We start from the raw sequence: 19,971 nt of genomic DNA, 5'->3' as shown, positions 1-19,971 counted from the left end.
GACTTAAAAACCCACCTTATCATCGCGCCAAAGGCGAAGACGCGCTTCGCGCTTTAGGGCAGGATACGACTACCGCGTCACCTGCTTCGCTCACCATAAAAACACAGGGGCTCTCCATGACTATTTCTGTATTGCGTCGCACGCTGCTGGTTGGCACATTGGGCCTGACACTTGGCGCCGGCTGGCTGGGCCAGGCGGTTGCCGGCGAGCAGTTGGGCAACATCAAGAAGGCCGGCGAGATCAAGATAGGCCTGGAAGGCACCTACCCACCCTTCAGCTTCGTCGATGAAAGCGGCAAGCTCAGCGGGTTCGAGGTGGAGCTGTCCGAAGCCCTGGCCAAGGAGTTGGGCGTCAAGGTCAAGCTGCAAGCGACGCCATGGGACGGCATCCTCGCCGCCCTGGAATCCAAGCGCCTGGACGCCGTGGTCAACCAAGTGACCATCTCCGAAGAGCGCAAGAAGAAGTACGACTTCTCCAAGCCTTACACCGTGTCCGGCATCCAGGCGCTGGTGCTGAAAAAGAACGTCGACTCGATCAAGAAAGCCGACGACCTGGCCGGCAAGAAAGTGGGTGTGGGCCTGGGCACCAACTACGAACAATGGCTCAAGGACAACCAACCTAAAGCCATCATCAAGACTTACAACGACGACCCGACCAAGTTCCAGGACCTGCGCATCGGCCGTATCGACGCTATCCTGATCGACCGCCTGGCCGCCCTGGAATATGCCAAGAAAGCCCCCGACACCGCCGCTGCCGGCGACGCCTTCTCCCGTCAGGAATCCGGTATCGCCCTGCGCAAAGGCGAGCCTGAACTGCTCGACGCGGTGAACACGGCCCTCGACAAACTGCGCGCCGACGGCACCTTGAAGAAGCTGTCCGAGAAGTACTTCAACGCTGACGTCACTCAATAATGGAAGCAGGTTTCCAACTCGCGCTGGACTCCGCGCCCTTTCTGCTCAAGGGCGCGTACTACACGGTAATCCTCAGCCTTGGCGGGATGTTTTTCGGCTTGCTGCTGGGCTTCGGCCTGGCGCTGATGCGCCTGTCGCGCTTCAAGTTGCTCAGCTGGACGGCCAGGGTCTACGTGTCGTTCTTTCGCGGCACGCCCTTGCTGGTGCAGCTGTTCCTGATCTACTACGGTTTGCCGCAAGTGGGCATCGAGCTGGATCCGATCCCGGCGGCCATGATCGGCTTTTCGCTGAACATGGCCGCCTACGCCTGTGAAATCCTGCGGGCCGCCATCGCCTCCATCGAGCGTGGCCAGTGGGAAGCCGCTGCCAGTATCGGCATGACCCGGGCGCAGACCCTGCGCCGGGCCATCCTGCCACAGGCCATGCGTACAGCCCTGCCGCCCCTGGGCAACAGCTTTATCTCGTTGGTCAAGGACACCGCGCTGGCCGCCACCATCCAGGTGCCGGAGCTGTTCCGCCAGGCCCAACTGGTGTCGGCGCGTACCTTCGAAATTTTCACCATGTATCTGTCCGCGGCCCTGATCTACTGGATTCTGGCAAGCATCCTGGCGCATCTGCAAAACCGTCTGGAAGACCGGGTCAACCGGCATGACCTGGAGTCTTGAAGCATGATCGTGGTTGAAAAACTGACCAAGCAATTCAACGGCCAGGTGGTGCTCAACGGCATCGACCTTGAGGTCAAGGAAGGCGAAGTAGTCGCCATCATTGGTCCCAGCGGTTCCGGCAAGACCACTTTCCTGCGCTGCCTGAATTTCCTCGAAGAACCCACCAGCGGCCGTATCAAGGTGGGCGATATCGAGATCGACAGTAACAGGCCGCTCAACCAGCAACAGGGCCTGGTGCGACGCCTGCGCCAGCACGTGGGTTTCGTATTCCAGAACTTCAACCTGTTCCCCCACCGCACCGCACTGGAAAACGTCATCGAAGGCCCGATCGTGGTCAAGAAGATGCCGCGCGATGCGGCGACCGAGCTGGGTCGCAAGCTACTGGCCAAGGTCGGTCTGGCGGGCAAGGAAGCGTCCTATCCACGGCGGTTGTCCGGCGGCCAGCAACAGCGCGTGGCGATCGCCCGGGCGCTGGCTATGGAGCCGGAGGTGATTCTGTTCGACGAGCCCACCTCGGCCCTTGACCCGGAACTGGTGGGCGAAGTGCTGGCGACCATCCGCAGCCTGGCCGAAGAAAATCGCACCATGGTCATCGTTACCCACGAGATGAGCTTTGCCCGGGATGTGGCCAACCGGGTAATTTTTTTCGACAAGGGCGTGATCGTCGAACAGGGCGAAGCCAAGGCGTTGTTCGCCAACCCCAAGGAAGAGCGCACCAGGCAGTTTCTGAGCAAATTCCTCGCCCACTGACCCACCCTCTGTAGGAGCGAGCTTGCTCGCGAAAAACGCCCAGGCAACTCGGTCAATCTGATTCACCGCGTTATCGTTGACGTTCTTCGCAAGCAAGCTCGCTCCTACAACGGGTTACCGTTCCAGCGCTTAAAATACCCCGCCGTAACAACCTTAAAATCCCCCTCCCCGTCAGACCCTTCTGAATATCTTCAAACCCGCCGTTTAGCCTTTTGCCTCCATTGACGCTATGCGGCCAACCCTCTTATCTAGCGCCTTGAGGATTGGATCCTATCCCGGCTACTGACTGAATCGTTCCTTTCGAACCGCCCTGCGCCTGTGCGCCGGAGGCTCGGAACGATTGCTGCTGGCTGCATCAAGGAGATTACTGATGACACACACCCAAACCCCGGCCACGCTCACTGCCCCCAAATTGCCCCAGGCGATTGGAAGCGGCATCAGCGCTATGGCTTCCACGCACTTGCAAGTCGATATTTCACCCTACCCAGGCATGGAAGAAGGCGACCTGATCGAACTGTTCTGGAACAACTGCTTCGCCGCCTCGCGCAAGGTGACGGCTGGCAAGATCGGCACGTTCACCCACCTGTGGGTACCGGAGAGCTTTGTGCAGGACGGCCCCGCGCGCGTCCACTACCAGGTCCTGCAGATCGGCCATGGGCCTATGCGCTCGGCCGCGACCCTGGTGCGGGTCAAGACCAACTACCCCGGCGGCCTGCCCTCGTCTCATCTGAACCACGAAAGGGGTGATGAAAACCAGAACCTCGCCCCCGTCGGCCTGCCTGAAACCATCCGCCGCTATGGCGTCAACAGCTGCCAGGTACGCCGCGGCATTCCGCTGACGATCGAGCCTTACTTGAACATGAGCAGCGGCGATGCCATCACCCTGCGCTGGGGTGACGTACGCCTGGACCTGCCGAAAATCCAGGCCAAAAACGTTGGCCTGGCAGTGCAGGTGTGGGTGCCGTCCCAAATCATTGTCGAAGCCGGCGACGACTGCCGGTTGGAAGTCACGTACTGCATTCTCGATCGCGTGGGCAATAATTCACGCTGGGCACCGGCCCGCACGCTGCGCATCGCTGCCTGCACACCAGCAACGCCAACCCAACCTGCCTCGCCCGCGCCAGGCTATCAACCGCGTCGTTTCGGCTCACCTTGTGAACCGGGGTGACAGCCCTTCTATGCATATTCCTAAAAGTTAGTTTATTTAAATAATTAACACGCTTAGGGTATATGCACCGGACCACCGGACATTCCTGATTTTTCAGTTTTTATTTCATCGAATGCGAGGTCGGTATGGTCAGAATTACCCCGGTGCATAACGCCAGGGCATTGCGTGCAGCCAAGGAGCGGCGCTGATGTCTAACTTGGCTCTAACACCCACCCAGAGTGATCTGGACGTAGCCCCCCTGCTGTTGCCGGCCACGGTGCTGCGCGACGACGCCCAGGCGCTGAGCGCCGCCCATGAGCTGGCCCAGGCTGCACGCTTGCAGGCCGCCAAGCGCGACCAGCAACGCAAGCTGCCGTGGGCACAGGTCGAACAATTCACCCGCAGCGGCTTGGGCAGTATTTCAATTCCCCGCGAATACGGTGGCCCGCAGGTATCGTTCGTGACCCTGGCCGAAGTGTTCGCGATCATCAGCGCGGCCGATCCGGCCCTCGGGCAGATTCCGCAGAACCATTTCGGCATCCTGCATGTGTTGCAGAACACCGCCACCGAACGCCAGAAAAAGCAGCTGTTCCAGAGCGTGCTCGACGGCTGGCGCATCGGCAACGGCGGCCCGGAACGCGGCACCAAAAATACCCTGGAGCTCAAGGCGCGTCTCACGGCCGAAGGCGAGGGTTTTGTGGTCAGCGGCCAGAAGTTCTACTCCACCGGCGCACTGTTTGCCCACTGGGTCGCGATCAAGGCACTGAACGATGACGGCAAGCAAGTCATGGCGTTCATAAGGCGCGGCAGCGAAGGACTGCGCATCGTCGATGACTGGTCGGGCTTTGGCCAACGCACCACCGCCAGCGGCACCGTGCTGCTCGACCGGGTGCCGGTGGACCCGGAGCTGGTCATCGACAACTGGCGCCTGGGCGAAAGCCCGAACATCCAGGGTGCCGTGTCGCAGTTGATCCAGGCCGCCATCGACACCGGCATCGCCCGTGGGGCCCTGGATGACACCATCGCCTTCGTGCGTGAGCGTTCGCGCCCCTGGATCGACGCCAAGGTCGAACGGGCCAGCGACGACCTGTATGTGATCGCCGATATCGGCAAGTTGAAGATCGAACTGCACGCCGCCGAAGCGCTGCTGCGCAAGGCTGGCCAGGTGCTCGACGACGTCAGCGCCGCGCCGATCACCGCGCAATCTGCGGCGCGCGCGTCAATCGCAGTGGCCGAAGCGAAAGTGCTGACCACCGAAGTGTCGTTGCTGGTCACCGAGAAGCTCTTCGAACTGGCCGGCAGCCGCGCCACCCTCGCCGAATTCAACCTCGACCGTCACTGGCGCAACGCCCGGGTGCACACCCTGCACGACCCGGTGCGCTGGAAGTACCACGCTATCGGCGCCTATCGCTTGAACGGCACTTTACCGGCGCGTCACTCCTGGATTTAACCGACCAGAACACTTTTCCACGAGCTTCTGGAGAAACTCATGACCCTTTCTCACCACGTCGCGGTTATCACCAGCGATGAACACGCCCTTATTGTCGCCAGCGACCTCGCTGAAGACTTGCGCCGCGACAGCGCCCTGCGCGACCGTGAACGGCGTCTGCCATTGCCCGAACTGGACGTGTTTTCCCGCTCCGGCCTGTGGGGCATCAGCGTGCCCAAGGCCTACGGTGGCGCGGGTGTGTCCAACGTGACCCTGGCCAAGGTCATCGCGCTGATCGCCCAGGCCGATGGATCGTTGGGCCAGATTCCGCAAAACCATTTCTATGCCCTCGAAGTACTGCGGGTGAACGGCAGCCCCGAACAGCAGCAGCGCCTGTACGCCGAGGTATTGGCCGGCCGACGCTTTGGCAACGCCTTGGCGGAGCTGGGCACCAAGACCGCCCACGACCGCATTACCAGCCTCACCCGCGACGGCGATGGTTTTCGCATCAACGGGCGCAAGTTCTACGCCACTGGTGCTATCTATGCGCAACGCATCCCCACCTCGGTGGTGGATGAAAATGGCATCCAGCAACTGGCCTTCGTACCCCGCGACAGCGCGGGCCTGACGGTGATCGACGACTGGAGCGGCTTCGGCCAGCGCACCACCGGCAGCGGCTCGGTGGTGTTCGACAACGTGTGGGTCGCAGCGCAAGACGTGATCCCGTTCCAGAGCGCCTTCGAACGCCCGACCACCGTCGGCCCGCTGGCGCAGATCCTTCACGCGGCCATCGACACCGGCATTGCCCGCGCCGCCTTTGAAGACGCGCTGCACTTTGTGCGCACCAAGACCCGCCCGTGGATCGATTCCGGCAACGACAAGGCCACCGAAGACCCGCTGACCCTCAAAAGCTTCGGCCACCTGAGCATTCGCCTGCACGCCGCCGAGGCCTTGCTGGAGCGCTCCGGGGAATTCCTCGATCGCGCCCAGGCTGACAGCAATGCCCAGACCGTCGCCGCAGCGTCCATCGCCGTGGCCGAAGTACGCGCCTTGAGCACCGAGATTTCCCTGGCGGCCGGCAGCACCTTGTTCGAACTGGCCGGCAGCCAGGCGACGCTCGCCGAACATGGCCTGGACCGTCACTGGCGCAACGCTCGGGTACATACCCTGCACGACCCGGTGCGCTGGAAGTACCACGCCGTGGGCAACTACTACCTCAACGATGAAAACCCGCCGTTGCGGGGGACCATCTGATGAGCAAAAAGAAGATTCTGCTCAATGCCTTCAACATGAACTGCATCGGGCATATCAACCACGGCCTGTGGACTCACCCACGGGACAACTCGACCCAGTACAAGACCCTCGAATACTGGACCGAGCTGGCGCAGATCCTCGAACGCGGGTTGTTCGATGGTCTGTTTATCGCTGACATCGTCGGTGTCTACGACGTGTACCAGAACTCCATCGACGTGCCGCTCAAGGAGTCGATCCAACTGCCAGTCAATGACCCGTTGCTGCTGGTCTCGGCCATGGCCGCCGTCACCCGCAACCTGGGGTTTGGCCTAACCGCCAACCTCACCTACGAGCCGCCCTACCTGTTCGCCCGGCGCATGTCCACGCTGGATCACCTGAGCCGTGGCCGGGTCGGCTGGAACATCGTCACCGGTTATCTCGACAGTGCTGCCAAGGCCATGGGCCTCTCCGAACAGGTCGAGCATGACCGACGCTACGACCAGGCCGATGAGTACCTGCAGGTGCTGTACAAACTCTGGGAAGGCAGCTGGGAAGACGACGCAGTGCTCAACGATCCACAGGCGCGGGTGTATGCGCAACCGGGCAAGGTGCATAAGGTTGAGCACCACGGCGAGTTCTATCAGGTGGAGGGTTATCACCTCTGCGAGCCGTCGCCGCAGCGTACGCCGGTGCTGTTCCAAGCCGGCAGTTCCGAGCGTGGCTTGTTGTTCGCCGGGCGACATGCCGAGTGCGTGTTTATCAGCGGGCAGAACAAGGCCTCGACCAAAATCCAGGTGGACAAGGTGCGCGCCAGCGCGGTGGAGGCGGGGCGCAACCCGGACGACATCAAGGTGTTCATGGGCCTCAATGTGATCGTGGGCGCCACCGAAGCGTTGGCCTGGCGCAAGCACGCCGAGTACCTCAGCTACGCCAGCGCGGAAGCCGGCGTGGCGCATTTCTCGGCCTCGACGGCGATTGATTTCTCCCAATACGAACTGGACGAACCCATCCAGTACGTAAAGAGCAACGCAATCCAGTCGGCCACCAAGAACCTGCAAAACAACGACTGGACCCGGCGTAAATTGCTCGACCAGCACGCCCTGGGTGGGCGCTATATCACCTTGGTGGGCTCGCCTGAACAGGTGGCGGATGAACTGGAATCCTGGATCAGCGAAACCGGGCTGGATGGTTTCAACCTGACACGCATTGTCACGCCGGAGAGCTATGTGGATTTCATCGACATGGTGATACCGGAGTTGCAGCGGCGTGGCTCGTACAAGACCGAGTATGCGCAGGGCACGCTGCGGGAAAAAGTCTTCCACGACACGGCCCGCTTACCCAACCAACACACCGGCTCTACCTACCGCCATTGACCAAAACTGTGGGAGCTGGCTTGCCTGCGATAGCGGTGGGCCAGCTAAAGCCAATGTGGCTGAAACACCGCCATCGCAGGCAAGTCAGCTCCCACCATTGGCCGCATTGTTTGCACCTATACCTTCTGACTGGAAACCACTATGAAAAAGACATTCTTAAACAACCCAGTCAAAGCACTGGCCCTGGCCTTCGGCTTATTCAGCACAGCGGTATTCGCCGCCGACCCACCGCTGAAAGTCGGCACCACCGCCGCCTTCGCCATCCCCCTGGAAGCGGCCGTGGAAGAGGCCGGCAAACAGGGTCTGAAAGTCGAGCTGGTGGAGTTCACCGACTGGATCGCGCCCAACGTCAGCCTGGCCGCCGGCGATATCGACGTGAACTACTTCCAGCACATTCCCTTCCTGGAAAACGCCAAGGCCGCCGCCGGCTTTGACCTGGTGCCCTATGCCCCGGGCATCATTAACAACGTCGGGCTGTATTCGAAAAAGTACAAAAGCTTCAACGACCTGCCCGAAGGTGCCAGCGTGGCGATTGCCAACGACCCAATCAACAGCGGGCGCGGCCTGCAACTGCTGGCCAAGGCCGGGTTGATCACGCTCAAGCCGGGGGTAGGCTACAAGGCCACCGAAGAAGATATCGTCAGCAACCCGAAGAAGATCAAAATCCTGCAAGTGGAAGCCGTACAACTGGTGCGCGCCTATGACGATGCCGACCTGGTGCAGGGCTATCCCGCGTATATCCGCCTGTCAAAGACCTTCGATGCAGAGTCGGCGCTGCTGTTTGACGGCCTCGACCATCCGGAATACGTGATCCAGTTCGTCATCCAACCCAAGAGCAAAACCGACCCTCGGGTGATCAAGTTCGTCGACATCTACCAGCACTCGCCAGTGGTGCGGGCGGCGCTGGATAAATCCCTCGGCAAGCTCTACCAAGTCGGCTGGGAAGATAAAAAATGACCGCCGCCAACGCCCAACTGCGCGACCTGGGCCATGCGCCCAGGGACGCCGAGCAGACTGAACTGCACCCGGACCTCAACCGCGCCCATGTGCGTTTTATCAACCTGGGCAAGACCTACGACGGCACGGTACACGCCCTGCAAGGCATCGACCTGGCGATCCAGCGTGGCGAAGTGTTCGGCATCATCGGCCGCAGCGGCGCCGGCAAGTCGTCGCTGATCCGCACCATCAACCGCCTGGAGCAACCCAGCACTGGGCGGGTGCTGATTGATCAAGTCGACATCGGCGGCTTCGACGAAGACCACCTGGTGGCGCTGCGGCGGCGCATCGGCATGATCTTCCAGCACTTCAACCTGATGTCGGCCAAGACCGTGTGGCAGAACGTCGAGCTGCCGCTCAAGGTTGCCGGCGTACCCAAGCCCCAACGCGAGCAAAAGGTGCGCGAGCTGTTGGAACTGGTGGGCTTGCAGGCCAAGCACACCGCCTATCCGGCGCAGCTTTCCGGCGGGCAGAAACAGCGCGTTGGCATTGCCCGCGCGCTGGTGCACGACCCCGAGATTCTGCTGTGCGACGAAGCGACCTCGGCCCTCGACCCGGAAACCACCCAGTCGATCCTTGGCCTGCTGCGCGAAATCAACCAACGCCTGGGCCTGACCATCGTGTTGATCACCCATGAGATGGCCGTGATCCGCGAAATCTGCGACCGCGTAGTGGTGCTGGAACACGGGCGTATCGTCGAGCAAGGCCCGGTGTGGCAAGTGTTCGGCAACCCCCTGCATGAGGTCAGCAAGACCCTGCTCGCACCGCTGCAACACGGCTTGCCGCCTGAATTGCAAAGCCGCCTGAAACCCACACAATCCTTGGCGGGCGCGGCGCTGGTGCTGCGCTTGCAGTTCACCGGCAGCGATAGCGATGAGCCGGACCTCGCCGCACTGTTCAGCGCCCTCGGCGGGCGCGTGCGCTTGTTGCAAGGCGGTGTGGAACGCATCCAGGGGCATGCCCTGGGGCAATTGCTGCTGGCGGTGAATGGCTCGCCGCACAACGCCGAAGAGCTGCGTAACCGCGCCAGCAACTGGGCGCAACAGGTGGAGGTGCTGGGTTATGTGGTTTGATCGTTTAGTGCAGGGCGCCATCGACACCCTGTTAATGGTCGGCGTGTCATCGCTGATCGCCTTGCTGGTAGGGATTCCCCTGGCAGTGTTCCTGGTCACCAGCGACAAGGGCGGCATCTATCAGGCGCCGGCCCTTAACCGCGTGCTGGGGGCGTTCGTGAACTTGTTCCGCTCTATCCCGTTCCTGATCCTGATGGTGGCGCTGATCCCCTTTACCCGCCTGATCGTCGGCACCACCTATGGTGTGTGGGCAGCCGTGGTGCCGCTGACCATCGCCGCCACGCCGTTCTTTGCGCGCATCGCCGAAGTCAGCCTGCGCGAAGTCGACCACGGTCTTATCGAAGCCGCGCAGGCCATGGGTTGCCGACGCTGGCACATCATCTGGCACGTGCTGTTGCCCGAAGCGCTGCCGGGGATCGTCGGCGGCTTCACCATCACCCTGGTGACCATGATCAACTCATCGGCCATGGCCGGGGCAATTGGCGCCGGTGGCTTGGGCGACATTGCCTATCGTTATGGCTACCAGCGCTTTGACACGCAGATCATGCTCACGGTGATTGTGCTGTTGGTGGTCCTGGTGGCGGTGATCCAGTTGGGTGGAGATCGATTGGCGCGGGTGTTGAACAAGCGCTGAGGTATAGTTCACCAACCTCAGCCGCAGCCGTGCGCCATGCCATGAAACTTGCCCCCGACGACCTCAACCAGATCACCGCCACCACCCTCGGCCATTACAATAAAGTGGCTGAAGACTTCCGCGAAGGCACCCGCGATCACGATGTGAGCCAGAACATCGACGCGCTGATGCGGCATATCCAGGGCACGGCGCCGTTTACCGTGCTGGATTTGGGCTGCGGGCCGGGGCGGGATTTGCAGACTTTCACCCGCATGGGGCATATCGCCGTGGGGCTGGATGGCTCTGAGCGTTTCGCGCAGATGGCACGTGAAGACAGCGGCTGTGAGGTGTTGCAGCAGGACCTTCTCAAGTTGGACCTGCCACCCGAGCGCTTCGATGGCGTGTTTGCCAACGCGGTGCTGTTTCATATTCCCAAGCAGGAACTGCCACGGGTTCTCAAGCAGCTGCATGGCACGTTGAAGCCGGGGGGCGTGCTGTTCAGCTCCAACCTTCGGGGTGAAAACCAGGAAGGTTGGAATGGGCCACGGTATGGGTCTTATCACGATCTGCAGGCATGGCAGGCCTTGCTGACTGCAGCCGGGTTTGAAGAGTTGGAGCATTACTACCGGCCGGCAGGGTTGCCGCGGGAACAGCAGCCTTGGTTGGCGAGTGTGTGGCGTAAGATTTAGTGCTGCATCGCCTGTACCTGCCTCATCGCAGGCAAGCCAGCTCCCACCTTTGGAATGCATTCCCCTGTGGGAGCCGGGCTTGCCCGCGATGGCGCCGTAACGGGCGGCGTTATTTCACCTGATACACCACCGGCTCCTGGCCCTCCAACAGCACCGTGACACTGCGCCCGGCATACCCCTCTTTTTCAACCGCCGAGAAATTCGCCACCAGCCGCGCCCCATCTGCGAAGGTGGTTTGCTGCAGCTGCTTGTCCACCGTCAGCCAACGGAAACCAGTCATTTCCTGGGTCGCCAAGCGCTGATGCAACGGTCGGAAAAAGCGGTCCTGGCGCTGAATAATCGGCAGCCGCGCCTTGAGTGTCGCCGCACTGAGGTGATACAGCGGCGGCACGTTATAGAGCAGTTGGGCCAGCTCATTGTCCCCCTGCACATTGCTCAGTTTGAGGCTGTCGAACAGCCAATGATGGGTGGTGATCACCGAGCCGTGGAATACCGCCTGATACAACGGCAAGCGCATCGTCGGCTCGAAATACACCGCGCGAAACGGCTCCCTCAACGGCACTGACTTAAAGAACACCGTCGGTTGCTCCGGTGGGAACCAATTGCCGACGAAGTACGGCGACTGCTTGTCCCGGGTCATCTCGCGATCCCCCCAACCGATCACCGGGGTCTGCATACCGTGGGCAAACAAGATGCCCTGGGCAGTGATCGCGTTACCGTCTTCAGAGCCTGTGACCAGCTTAGGCACGGTGTTGATCCAGCGGGAGGCCTCGATGTTACCCTCGGCGTTTTGCGCCTGGGTCATGCTGGCGTCGCTGCGGTAGCTATCAAACAGCATGCTGGTGGCGTAGGCATCGAGAAACCAGGCGTTGAAGCCAGCCTTGGCTTGTACCGCCTTCACTCGCGCCTCCAGCAACGGCCGCACACAACGCGGGTCCGTGTAGTGGCCGGACTGCTGGAAACCCGTTTTCGAGGTGCCGTCTTTCAATATGATCGCGCAGTCGCGATAAGCCTTGGCGCCCAGGTGGGCGGTGGTCCAATCGGGGTTTTCCGTGGCGGACAGGGCCGTTTCATAGGAGTCGTAAGGCGCCATCAGAAAACCGGCATCTACCCCCGCGCGAATCGCTTCGGGATGCCAGAGGCCACCCTCCCAACCTTGGCCCAAGGTCAGCAGCAGACGCTGCAGCCCGGCGTCGCGCAGGGTTTGAATGGCGCTACTGCCCCAGGTTTGCGGGCTGTCACTCAAGGCTCCCGCAAAGTCCACGGCCAGTTCACTGCGCAGCTCACCGTAGCGGGCGGCAAGGCGGGTCATGTCTGGATCTTCGACTTGCCAGGCCTGCCGGGCCTTGGTGTTGATCGCCGCGTTGAGGCCGCGCAACAGCACGGTTTGCTCATAGCGATTCAATGCAGTGGGCTGCTCCAGCAGCTGTGCGCTCTCTTTGTCCATCAGTGTCTTGAGCTCATGGCTGCGCAGCCGTTTGATCAGTGTTGGCCAATCACGCACATCGTCCAAAGCCAGCAGGCCGTTGTCCCAGAGGTACACATGGCTGGCGCCCAGCAGCTTCTGGGCTTCAGGTGTTTGCCGCAGCTTGTCCGCCAACGGTTCATAGCGGCCCTGCTCCACCAGCCACTGGCGGTAGCGCTTGGCGCCAGCCAACGGGTCGGCGTCGCCCAGGTGCAGGCGCAGCGTCATCGGCACGTCGGGCGCCAGCGTGGTGAATTCATGGGACGCAGTCAGTGCCAGGCCCTGCCCGTCCGCTTGCCATTCAAGGCGATTGTTGTAGGGGTTGGTCAGCAGCCAGTTGAGCGTGAAGCGCCCGTGATCCACACCCCACAGCGGCAGGCTCAGGTCCTGGGCGGTATTGAGTTCACCCCGCTCCAGCAGAAACGCCTTCCAGATGGCATTGCCGGCAGGCACGTAATGCCCCTCGGCCAAGGGCCAGATCAACCCTCGCCCCATGGCCTCGGCAGGCTGGCGCAGCAGGGCCAGCTCACCGGGTTCGCGAGCGTTGATGGTCAGGGCCAGGTCGCGCTGTTGCAGGCGGGCGGTCAGGCGATAGGCGCCGTTGTCCCATTGCCAAGTGGCTTGGTCAGTCGTGTTCTGCAATTGGCTAACGGCATGCGCAGCCACACCGCTGGATGCCTGCACCGAGGCCTGGCCCGTCGGTGTCACGCGCAGCGCCAGGGTGGCGGAGTCGAGTTCGACGCGCCACAAGGCGTTTTCCAGTACGGTGGCGGCGAAGGCAGGCGGTGCAAGGAGCAACGCGCAAAACAGCAAGGTGAAACGCAGGCACTGCATGAGGACCGACCTGGGTTTGGAATGAGGACCAGAGGGTACAACATGCAGCAGCCAGCCAGGACGACATGGGGATTTTTCAGAAACTTCACACAGCCTCAACCAGAATGAAGATCCAAGTGTGGGAGCTGGCTTGCCTGCGAAAGCGACAGTTCAGTCACAGATGCAGCGACTGACGCACCGCCTTCGCGGGCAAGCCCGCTCCCACAGAGGGTTTGCGCTTAACTGACTGACATTAAGGCAACCCCCTCCCACGGCTTTAATCCTGTTGTGGCTGATGCTCCTGTTTCGGCTCGCGGATTTTGTACCAGGCCACATACAACGCCGGCAGAAACAGCAACGTCAGTAACGTCGCAATGATGATCCCGCCAATCATCGCGTAGGCCATCGGCCCCCAAAACACTTCTCGCGCAATCGGGATCATGCCCAGGCTCGCGGCGGCGGCCGTCAGCAGGATCGGCCGGCGCCGGTGTTCAGTGGCTTCCACCACGGCATCCCACGGCGTGTAGCCGGCCTCCTCATATTCGTGGATCTGCGTCACCAGGATCACCGAGTTACGGATGATGATGCCGATCAGCGCCAGGATGCCCAGGATCGCCACAAAGCCCATGGGCGTGCCCGTGGGGACCAACGCCAGCACCACGCCGATCAACCCCAGGGGCGCGACACTCGCCACCAGGAACATCTTCTGCACGCTGTGCAACTGGATCATCAGGAAGGTGGCCATCAGAAACAGCATCAACGGCACCACCTTGGCGATAGGCCCCTGGGCCTTGCCGCTTTCTTCCACGGTGCCGCCGGTGGCGACTTTGTAGCCTACCGGCAAATCAGCGCCGAATTTCTCGATGGTCGGCGCCAGTTGCTTGACCAGGTCCGTGGGCTGCATCTCATCGCGCACCGCAGCCTTGATGGTAATGGTCGGCTTGCGGTCGCGGCGCCATACCAGCGGTTGCTCCAGCTCGTAACGTACGGTGGCGAATGCCAGCAGCGGAATCGAGGTGCCGTTGGGCGTGACGATCTGCAGGTTCTGCAAGGTTTCCGGGGTGCCACGCTCGGCGTCTTCGGCGCGGCCAACCACGTTGATCAGGTAGATATCGTCGTGTACCTGGGTCACTGACGCACCGCTGACCACACTGTTCATCAACTGCGCCACGTCTTCCGACGACAGCCCCAGTTGCCGCGCCTTGTCCTGGGCGATATCCACCCGCAGGACTTTGCCCGGCTCGTTCCAGTCGTAGATGATCTCGCCCAGGTGGGTGTTCTGGTCGAGCAAGGTCGCCAGCTCGATAGCATGCTTGCGCACCTGGTCGATGTCTTTGCCGGACACGCGGTACTGGATCGGCCGCCCCACCGGCGGGCCCATTTCCAGCGGCTGCACAAAACTGCCAATGCCGACAAAATCATCGCGCAGGCGCTGCTGCAGACGGGCGATCAACGCGCCGCGTTCTTCCAGGCCCTTGCTGACAATCACCAACTGCGCGTAATACGGGTTTTCCAACTGCTGGTCCAACGGCAGGTAGAAACGAATCGCACCCTGGCCTATATAGGTGCTCCAGCGGGTGATATCCGGATCGTCCTTGATAATCGCTTCAAGGCGATCGACAGCCTTGCGTGTCTCGTTGATCGAGGCGTTTTGCGGCAGGTTCAAATCAACCAGGATTTCCGGGCGATCCGACGATGGGAAGAACTGGTTCTGCACAAATTGCATGGAGAACACCGATGCCGCAAACAGCGCTACGGTGATACCGATGGCCCACCAGCGATTGCGCATGGCCCACAACATGCCGCCATTGAAGGCGCGGCCGATGCGCCCCGGCTCGGCATTGTGCGGTTTCACATTGGTGCTGAGGATGTGCACACCGATCACCGGGGCAAACAGCACCGCCACCACCCACGACACCAGCATCGCCACGGCAATCACCGCGAACAGGGTAAAGGTGTACTCACCCGCCGAACTGGCATTGAGGCCAATCGGCACAAAGCCGGCCACGGTCACCAGGGTACCGGTGAGCATCGGGAACGCGGTGGAGGTGTAGGCGTAGGTCGCCGCCTGCTCCTTGGTTTCGCCTTTTTCCAGGCGCGTGATCATCATCTCGACGGTGATCATCGCATCGTCCACCAACAGGCCGAGGGCGATGATCAACGCGCCGAGCGACACACGCTGCATGGTGATGCCGCTGTATTCCATGAACACGAACACCAGCGCCAGCACCAGCGGAATCGAGCACGCCACGACCAGGCCGGCACGCATGCCCAGGCTGATAAAACTCACCACCAGCACGATGATCACCGCCTCGAACAGCGCGCTGGTAAAGCCGCCGACGGCCTCTTCCACCACCTCGGCCTGATCAGAAACCTTGTGCACACCAACGCCCACCGGCAGGTCGGCGGTCAGCTCGTCCATGCGTCCGTGCAGGGCTTTGCCGAACGACTGGATATTGCCGCCCTTCTGCATCGCAATGGCCAAGCCGATGGCCGGCTTGCCGTTGAAGCGGAACATTGGCCGCGCCGGGTCGACGTAGCCACGGCTGATGTCGGCGATGTCCGCCAACCGATAGAAACGGTCATTGAGGCGCAGGTTGACGTTAGCCAGGTCCTTCTCCGAGGCGAACTGCCCCGAGGTACGCACCGATATGCGCTCCGGCCCGGCCTCGATCACCCCGGCCGGGGTCACGGCGTTCTGCGATTGCAGGCTTTGCACGACCTGGCGCTGGTCGATCCCCAATGCGGCAAGTTTGCGCGTGGAGAAATTCAGGTAGATCACTTCGTCCTGCTGGCCGATCATCTCGACCTTGCCAAGCCCCGGCACAGAGCGGATCTCGGCACGCACCTGCTCCACGTAGTCGCGCAGCTGGCGCATCGACAGGCCGTCACCGGTAAAGGCATACACCGAGCCGAATACATCACCGAACTCATCGTTGAACGACGGCCCCTGCAAGCCCTGGGGGAAGGTGCCGCGGATGTCATCGATCTTCTTGCGCACCTGGTACCAGATGTCGGGAATGGCATTGGCGCTGGTGGTGTCCTTGAGGAACACGAACACCGTGGACTCGCCGGGCCGGGTGTAGCTTTTCACGTAGTCGAGGGAGTCCAGTTCTTCGAGTTTTTTCTCGATGCGGTCAGTGACTTGCTTGAGCGTTTCTTCCTGGGTCGCACCCGGCCAGCGGGTCTGGATGACCATGGTCTTGATGGTGAACGAGGGGTCTTCCTCACGGCCCAGGTTCATGTACGAAAACACGCCCATCAGCAGCGCGACGAACATCAGGTACCAGACGAAGGACTGATGCTTGAGGGCCCAGTCGGATAAGTTGAAGCTCCCTTTCATCGCGGGCTGTCCTCGTCGATTTTGACTTTCTGCCCGGGTTTCAGGCTGTTCACGCCAGCGGTGACAATGCGTTCGCCGGGTTTGACGCTGCCGTTGAGCAAGACGCTGTTGGCGCTGCGGCTAAGGACGCTGACCTCGCGGGGCTGCACAGTCTGGCTCTGGGTATCGAGCATCCAGATGCGGGTCTTGCCGTCACCTTCCTGCAGGGCGCTCAGGGGCAGTTCGATGCGTGGAGCGATGGCAGAGCTCAGGGTCACGCTGATCGCCGTACCGAGGCGGAACGCGGGCGGTGTTTCGGCCAGGCTCAGGCGGGCGCGGCGAGTACGCGTGGCGCTTTGGGCCTGGGGTTCGATCTCGCGCACGACGGCGGTGGTGTGCACGCTGGGGTCCAACTGCCCGGCGACCAGGAACACCACATCCGCCGGCAGGCGCTCGGCCAGGCCGGCGGGCAGGTCGATCACCGCCTCCTTGATGTCCGGGCGCGCCAAGGTCACCACCTGCTGGCCGGCGCTGACCACCTGGCCGGCCTCTGCATTCCAGGCGGTGACGATACCGGCGTGGTCGGTGTGCAGCTCGGCGTAGTTGAGTTGGTCCTTGGACTGGTTGACCGAGGCGCGGGCCTGGTCAAGGGTCGCCTGGGTGGTTTTCAGGTCGGTCTGGGCCACATCCAGTTGGGCCTGGGCACCCACGCCGCGATTGAACAGCTCCTGTTGGCGGCGTGCATTAGCCTGGGCATTGATGAACTGCGCCTGCACGCGGGCCAGGTCGCCCTGGGCGGCGCGCAATTGGTTCTGCTGGTCGGTGGGGTCGAGCACGGCAAGCAAGGCGCCCTTCTCCACTTCGGTGCCCACGTCCACAGCGCGGCGCGCGATGCGGCCCGACACACGGAACCCCAGGTTGCTTTCGTAGCGGGCCTGGATGGTGCCGGCGAAGCGGCCGAGATGTTCCTGGTCTTCGGCCTTCACTTCCATGGACAGCACCGGGCGCACAGGTTCAGGCGGGGCTTCTTCCTTGGAGCAGGCCATCAGCACCAGGCTGGCAGCGAGTACAACCGTCAAACGCTTCATGGCTGGGCTCCCGGTTGGGCGATCTCGACCTGCATGCCGGGGTGCAGCAATTGACCACCGGCCACCACGACTTTTTCCCCACCCTTGAGGCCGTCGCCAATGATCACTTTGCCGGTGAGGTAGCGCGCCACCGTGACCTTGTGCAGTTGCGCCTTGCCGTCGCCGTCAATCAGCCACACGGCGGGTTCGCTGAGGTCTTTGGTCAACGCGGCCCAAGGCAGCTCGATGCTGGCCTTGGCCGGGCCATTGGCCGTGGCGCTCACCACCGACCCCAGCTCCATACCCTTGGGCAGGCTTTGCAGGGCAATCTTCACTTGCAGGGTGCCTGTATTGGCGGCCACGGCAGGGGTCACTTCACGGACCTTGCCCACAGCCTTGATGCTTGGGTTATCCAGCAGGCTGACGGTGATCGGCGCATCCGACGGCGGCTCCACCAGCAGCGACTCATAGACGTTGAACACTGCATCGCGCTCACCATCGCGGGCCAGGCTGAAGATCGGAACCGTGGCTTGTACCACCTGGCCGACTTCGGCCTGGCGCGCGGTGATAACCCCCGGCGCATCGGCGACCAACGCGGTGTAGCTCAACTGTTCGCGGGCATTGGCCAGTTGCGCCTGGGCAGCGGCCAGGGCACTCTGGCTGCTGCGCAACGCAGCCTGGGCGGCGTCATATTCGCTGCGACTGGTGTAGCCCTTGGGCAAGAGTTTTTCCTGGCGCACAAAGGCGGCAGCGGTCTGCTTGACCCGTGCCTGTTCGGCCACGACCTGGGCCTGGGCGGAATCGACATTGGTCTGCAGATCCTTGGGATCGAGCTTGGCCAGCACTTGCTTGGCGCTTACGCGGTCGCCCACATCCACCATGCGCTGGATGATCTTGCCGCCCACGCGAAAGGACAGATCGGTCTGTACCCGCGCCTGGATATCCCCGGTGAGTGTCACCGCTGCGGCGAAATCCGCCGACTGTACGGTTTGCACAAACACCCGGGAATGCTGCTTGGGCTCGGCTTTGTCTTGGCCACAGCCGCTCAGCAGCGCCAGGAGGCTAAGGCTGAAAATAAATGTCAAAGTGCGACCGCCCATGCAGGCTCCTTTTGCGCGACGCGAGGTGCAAGTGTGTATGCGACTGTGAGCTTAGATCAGGGTTCCTTATCTGCATGGAGGATCCCATACTCCAATGGTTCCCATGTCGGCTAAATACACATGCTCAAAACCCTCGCGGTGGCCAATTACCGCTCGATCAACAAATTGGTAGTGCCGCTGGACCGGCTGAACCTGGTGACCGGGCCCAATGGCAGCGGCAAGTCCAACCTGTATCGCGCCCTGCGCCTGCTGGCCGAAACCGCCCAGGGCGGGGTGATCAATGCGTTGGCCCGTGAAGGCGGGCTGGATTCGACCTTCTGGGCCGGGCCGGAAACCATCAGCCGGCGCATGCGCAGCGGCGAAGTGCCGGTCGAATCCAATGTGCGCCAGGGCGTTAAACGCCTGCGCCTGGGGTTCGCCGCCGAAGATTTCAGCTACGCCATTTCCCTGGGATTGCCGGAACCCTCCGAGTCGTTTTTCAGCCTCGACCCAGAGGTAAAGAAGGAATGCATCTGGGCCGGCCAAGTCTACCGCCCGGCCAGCTTGTTGGTGCAGCGCTCCGGACCGATGGTGCGTGCCCGCGAAGGCCGTGCCTGGGATGTGCTGGCGCAGCACACACCGAACTACCACAGCCTGTTCGATCAGGTCGGCAGCCTGCGCGGCTCGCCGGAAGTGCTGCTGTTGCGTGAAAGCATTCGTGGCTGGCGCTTCTATGATCACTTTCGCAGCGACGTGGACGCGCCAGTGCGCCAGCCCCAGCTGGGCACGCGTACGCCGGTGTTGCACCACGATGGCCGCGATTTGGCGGCCGCGTTGCAGACCATCCGCGAGATCGGCGATCCCGAGGCGCTGCAACGCGCAGTCAGCGATGCGTTCCCGGGAGCGCGCTTGAATATCCAGCCATTGCAGGGCGGTCGCTTTGCTATCGAGTTTTATCAGGAAGGTTTGCTGCGGCCATTGTCAGCGGCGGAGCTGTCGGACGGCACCCTGCGCTACCTGCTGCTGATCGCAGCGCTGCTGACGCCACGGCCACCGACCATGATGGTGCTGAACGAACCGGAAACCAGCTTGCATCCGGACCTGCTGCCCGCCTTGGCGCGCTTGATAATCGAGGCGTCCAAGCAGTGCCAGGTGTGGGTGGTGTCCCATGCCAGCCGCTTGATCGCGGCCTTGCAGCAGGATGAGGGGTGTAATTCGATTGTGTTGGAGAAGGTGATGGGGGAAACGCGGATTGTGGGGCAAGGGATTCTGGATGGGCCGGCCTGGCACTGGCCGGAGTAGGCGTTGCCTGCACTGGCCTCATCGGGGGCAAGCCCCCTCCCACA

16 protein-coding genes are annotated in these 19,971 nt (G+C 62.0%); 12 read left to right on the top strand and 4 right to left on the bottom strand.

What is annotated here, in order from left to right:
- Nucleotides 1–116 precede the first annotated feature (116 nt).
- From tcyJ to TU73_RS00605, 11 genes are all read left to right on the top strand, one after another.
- Nucleotides 117–911, top strand: a complete 795-nt coding sequence (gene tcyJ, locus TU73_RS00655) for a cystine ABC transporter substrate-binding protein (RefSeq protein ID WP_057010539.1) — start codon at nucleotides 117–119, stop codon at nucleotides 909–911.
- Nucleotides 911–1,576: a cystine ABC transporter permease gene (gene tcyL / locus TU73_RS00650; RefSeq protein ID WP_003187646.1), complete on the top strand. Its 666-nt coding sequence runs from the start codon at nucleotides 911–913 to the stop codon at nucleotides 1,574–1,576. The genes tcyJ and tcyL overlap by 1 nt, the downstream gene beginning before the upstream one ends.
- Nucleotides 1,577–1,579: 3 nt before the next feature.
- Entirely contained in the window at nucleotides 1,580–2,326 is a 747-nt protein-coding gene (tcyN, locus tag TU73_RS00645; RefSeq protein WP_057010538.1) for an L-cystine ABC transporter ATP-binding protein TcyN, read from the top strand.
- Between the two features lie 370 nt (nucleotides 2,327–2,696).
- Nucleotides 2,697–3,494, top strand: coding sequence for a hypothetical protein (locus TU73_RS00640; RefSeq protein WP_057010537.1), 798 nt, complete (start codon nucleotides 2,697–2,699; stop codon nucleotides 3,492–3,494).
- Nucleotides 3,495–3,681: 187 nt separating this feature from the next.
- Nucleotides 3,682–4,923, top strand: coding sequence for an SfnB family sulfur acquisition oxidoreductase (locus TU73_RS00635; protein WP_057010536.1), 1,242 nt, complete (start codon nucleotides 3,682–3,684; stop codon nucleotides 4,921–4,923).
- Nucleotides 4,924–4,962: 39 nt separating this feature from the next.
- Entirely contained in the window at nucleotides 4,963–6,156 is a 1,194-nt protein-coding gene (locus TU73_RS00630) for an SfnB family sulfur acquisition oxidoreductase (RefSeq protein WP_057010535.1), read from the top strand.
- Nucleotides 6,156–7,508 (top strand): LLM class flavin-dependent oxidoreductase, encoded by a 1,353-nt coding sequence (locus TU73_RS00625; RefSeq protein WP_057010534.1) that lies wholly within the window; start codon nucleotides 6,156–6,158, stop codon nucleotides 7,506–7,508. The genes TU73_RS00630 and TU73_RS00625 overlap by 1 nt, the downstream gene beginning before the upstream one ends.
- A 141-nt stretch (nucleotides 7,509–7,649) precedes the next feature.
- Complete coding sequence (locus tag TU73_RS00620) at nucleotides 7,650–8,465, top strand: MetQ/NlpA family ABC transporter substrate-binding protein (RefSeq protein WP_057010533.1); 816 nt, start codon at nucleotides 7,650–7,652, stop codon at nucleotides 8,463–8,465.
- On the top strand, nucleotides 8,462–9,577 hold the full coding sequence (locus TU73_RS00615; protein ID WP_057010532.1) for a methionine ABC transporter ATP-binding protein: 1,116 nt from the start codon (nucleotides 8,462–8,464) through the stop codon (nucleotides 9,575–9,577). The genes TU73_RS00620 and TU73_RS00615 overlap by 4 nt, the downstream gene beginning before the upstream one ends.
- A complete protein-coding gene (locus tag TU73_RS00610; protein ID WP_034117212.1) occupies nucleotides 9,567–10,211 on the top strand; it encodes a methionine ABC transporter permease in 645 nt (214 codons plus the stop codon). Before TU73_RS00615 ends, TU73_RS00610 begins: the two co-directional genes overlap by 11 nt.
- 41 nt (nucleotides 10,212–10,252) lie before the next feature.
- Nucleotides 10,253–10,879 carry a class I SAM-dependent methyltransferase gene (locus TU73_RS00605; RefSeq protein WP_057010531.1) on the top strand — a complete coding sequence of 209 codons (627 nt, stop codon included), beginning with the start codon at nucleotides 10,253–10,255 and terminating at the stop codon, nucleotides 10,877–10,879.
- A gap of 109 nt (nucleotides 10,880–10,988) precedes the next feature.
- Here the strand turns inward: TU73_RS00605 and TU73_RS00600 are convergent, their stop codons facing one another.
- The 4 genes from TU73_RS00600 to TU73_RS00585 all read right to left on the bottom strand — a co-directional run bounded on the left by TU73_RS00600 (nucleotide 10,989) and on the right by TU73_RS00585 (nucleotide 18,646).
- Nucleotides 10,989–13,178, bottom strand: a complete 2,190-nt coding sequence (locus TU73_RS00600; protein ID WP_057010530.1) for a glycoside hydrolase — start codon at nucleotides 13,176–13,178, stop codon at nucleotides 10,989–10,991.
- 256 nt (nucleotides 13,179–13,434) lie between these two features.
- A complete protein-coding gene (locus tag TU73_RS00595) occupies nucleotides 13,435–16,500 on the bottom strand; it encodes an efflux RND transporter permease subunit (protein ID WP_057010529.1) in 3,066 nt (1,021 codons plus the stop codon).
- Entirely contained in the window at nucleotides 16,497–17,567 is a 1,071-nt protein-coding gene (locus TU73_RS00590; RefSeq protein ID WP_057010528.1) for an efflux RND transporter periplasmic adaptor subunit, read from the bottom strand. Before TU73_RS00590 ends, TU73_RS00595 begins: the two co-directional genes overlap by 4 nt.
- Nucleotides 17,564–18,646, bottom strand: coding sequence for an efflux RND transporter periplasmic adaptor subunit (locus tag TU73_RS00585; protein ID WP_057010527.1), 1,083 nt, complete (start codon nucleotides 18,644–18,646; stop codon nucleotides 17,564–17,566). The genes TU73_RS00590 and TU73_RS00585 overlap by 4 nt, the downstream gene beginning before the upstream one ends.
- A gap of 120 nt (nucleotides 18,647–18,766) precedes the next feature.
- Between TU73_RS00585 and TU73_RS00580 the strand changes: the two genes are divergently transcribed.
- Nucleotides 18,767–19,927: an AAA family ATPase gene (locus TU73_RS00580; RefSeq protein ID WP_057010526.1), complete on the top strand. Its 1,161-nt coding sequence runs from the start codon at nucleotides 18,767–18,769 to the stop codon at nucleotides 19,925–19,927.
- Nucleotides 19,928–19,971: the final 44 nt, after the last annotated feature.

It is taken from the genome of Pseudomonas libanensis, from assembly GCF_001439685.1.
Classification (GTDB): Bacteria; Pseudomonadota; Gammaproteobacteria; order Pseudomonadales; family Pseudomonadaceae; genus Aquipseudomonas; species Aquipseudomonas libanensis.
Note: the sequence above shows the minus strand (reverse complement) of the source record. Positions and strands in the feature narration are given on the sequence as shown.

What these genes read in the sequence shown, in the direction of transcription:
- tcyJ (WP_057010539.1), top strand. Translation starts at nt 117, where the DNA reads ATGACTATTTCTGTATTGCGTCGCACGCTGCTGGTTGGCACATTGGGC.
- tcyL (WP_003187646.1), top strand. Translation starts at nt 911, where the DNA reads ATGGAAGCAGGTTTCCAACTCGCGCTGGACTCCGCGCCCTTTCTGCTC.
- tcyN (WP_057010538.1), top strand. Translation starts at nt 1,580, where the DNA reads ATGATCGTGGTTGAAAAACTGACCAAGCAATTCAACGGCCAGGTGGTG.
- TU73_RS00640 (WP_057010537.1), top strand. Translation starts at nt 2,697, where the DNA reads ATGACACACACCCAAACCCCGGCCACGCTCACTGCCCCCAAATTGCCC.
- TU73_RS00635 (WP_057010536.1), top strand. Translation starts at nt 3,682, where the DNA reads ATGTCTAACTTGGCTCTAACACCCACCCAGAGTGATCTGGACGTAGCC.
- TU73_RS00630 (WP_057010535.1), top strand. Translation starts at nt 4,963, where the DNA reads ATGACCCTTTCTCACCACGTCGCGGTTATCACCAGCGATGAACACGCC.
- TU73_RS00625 (WP_057010534.1), top strand. Translation starts at nt 6,156, where the DNA reads ATGAGCAAAAAGAAGATTCTGCTCAATGCCTTCAACATGAACTGCATC.
- TU73_RS00620 (WP_057010533.1), top strand. Translation starts at nt 7,650, where the DNA reads ATGAAAAAGACATTCTTAAACAACCCAGTCAAAGCACTGGCCCTGGCC.
- TU73_RS00615 (WP_057010532.1), top strand. Translation starts at nt 8,462, where the DNA reads ATGACCGCCGCCAACGCCCAACTGCGCGACCTGGGCCATGCGCCCAGG.
- TU73_RS00610 (WP_034117212.1), top strand. Translation starts at nt 9,567, where the DNA reads ATGTGGTTTGATCGTTTAGTGCAGGGCGCCATCGACACCCTGTTAATG.
- TU73_RS00605 (WP_057010531.1), top strand. Translation starts at nt 10,253, where the DNA reads ATGAAACTTGCCCCCGACGACCTCAACCAGATCACCGCCACCACCCTC.
- TU73_RS00600 (WP_057010530.1), bottom strand. Translation starts at nt 13,178, where the DNA reads ATGCAGTGCCTGCGTTTCACCTTGCTGTTTTGCGCGTTGCTCCTTGCA.
- TU73_RS00595 (WP_057010529.1), bottom strand. Translation starts at nt 16,500, where the DNA reads ATGAAAGGGAGCTTCAACTTATCCGACTGGGCCCTCAAGCATCAGTCC.
- TU73_RS00590 (WP_057010528.1), bottom strand. Translation starts at nt 17,567, where the DNA reads ATGAAGCGTTTGACGGTTGTACTCGCTGCCAGCCTGGTGCTGATGGCC.
- TU73_RS00585 (WP_057010527.1), bottom strand. Translation starts at nt 18,646, where the DNA reads ATGGGCGGTCGCACTTTGACATTTATTTTCAGCCTTAGCCTCCTGGCG.
- TU73_RS00580 (WP_057010526.1), top strand. Translation starts at nt 18,767, where the DNA reads ATGCTCAAAACCCTCGCGGTGGCCAATTACCGCTCGATCAACAAATTG.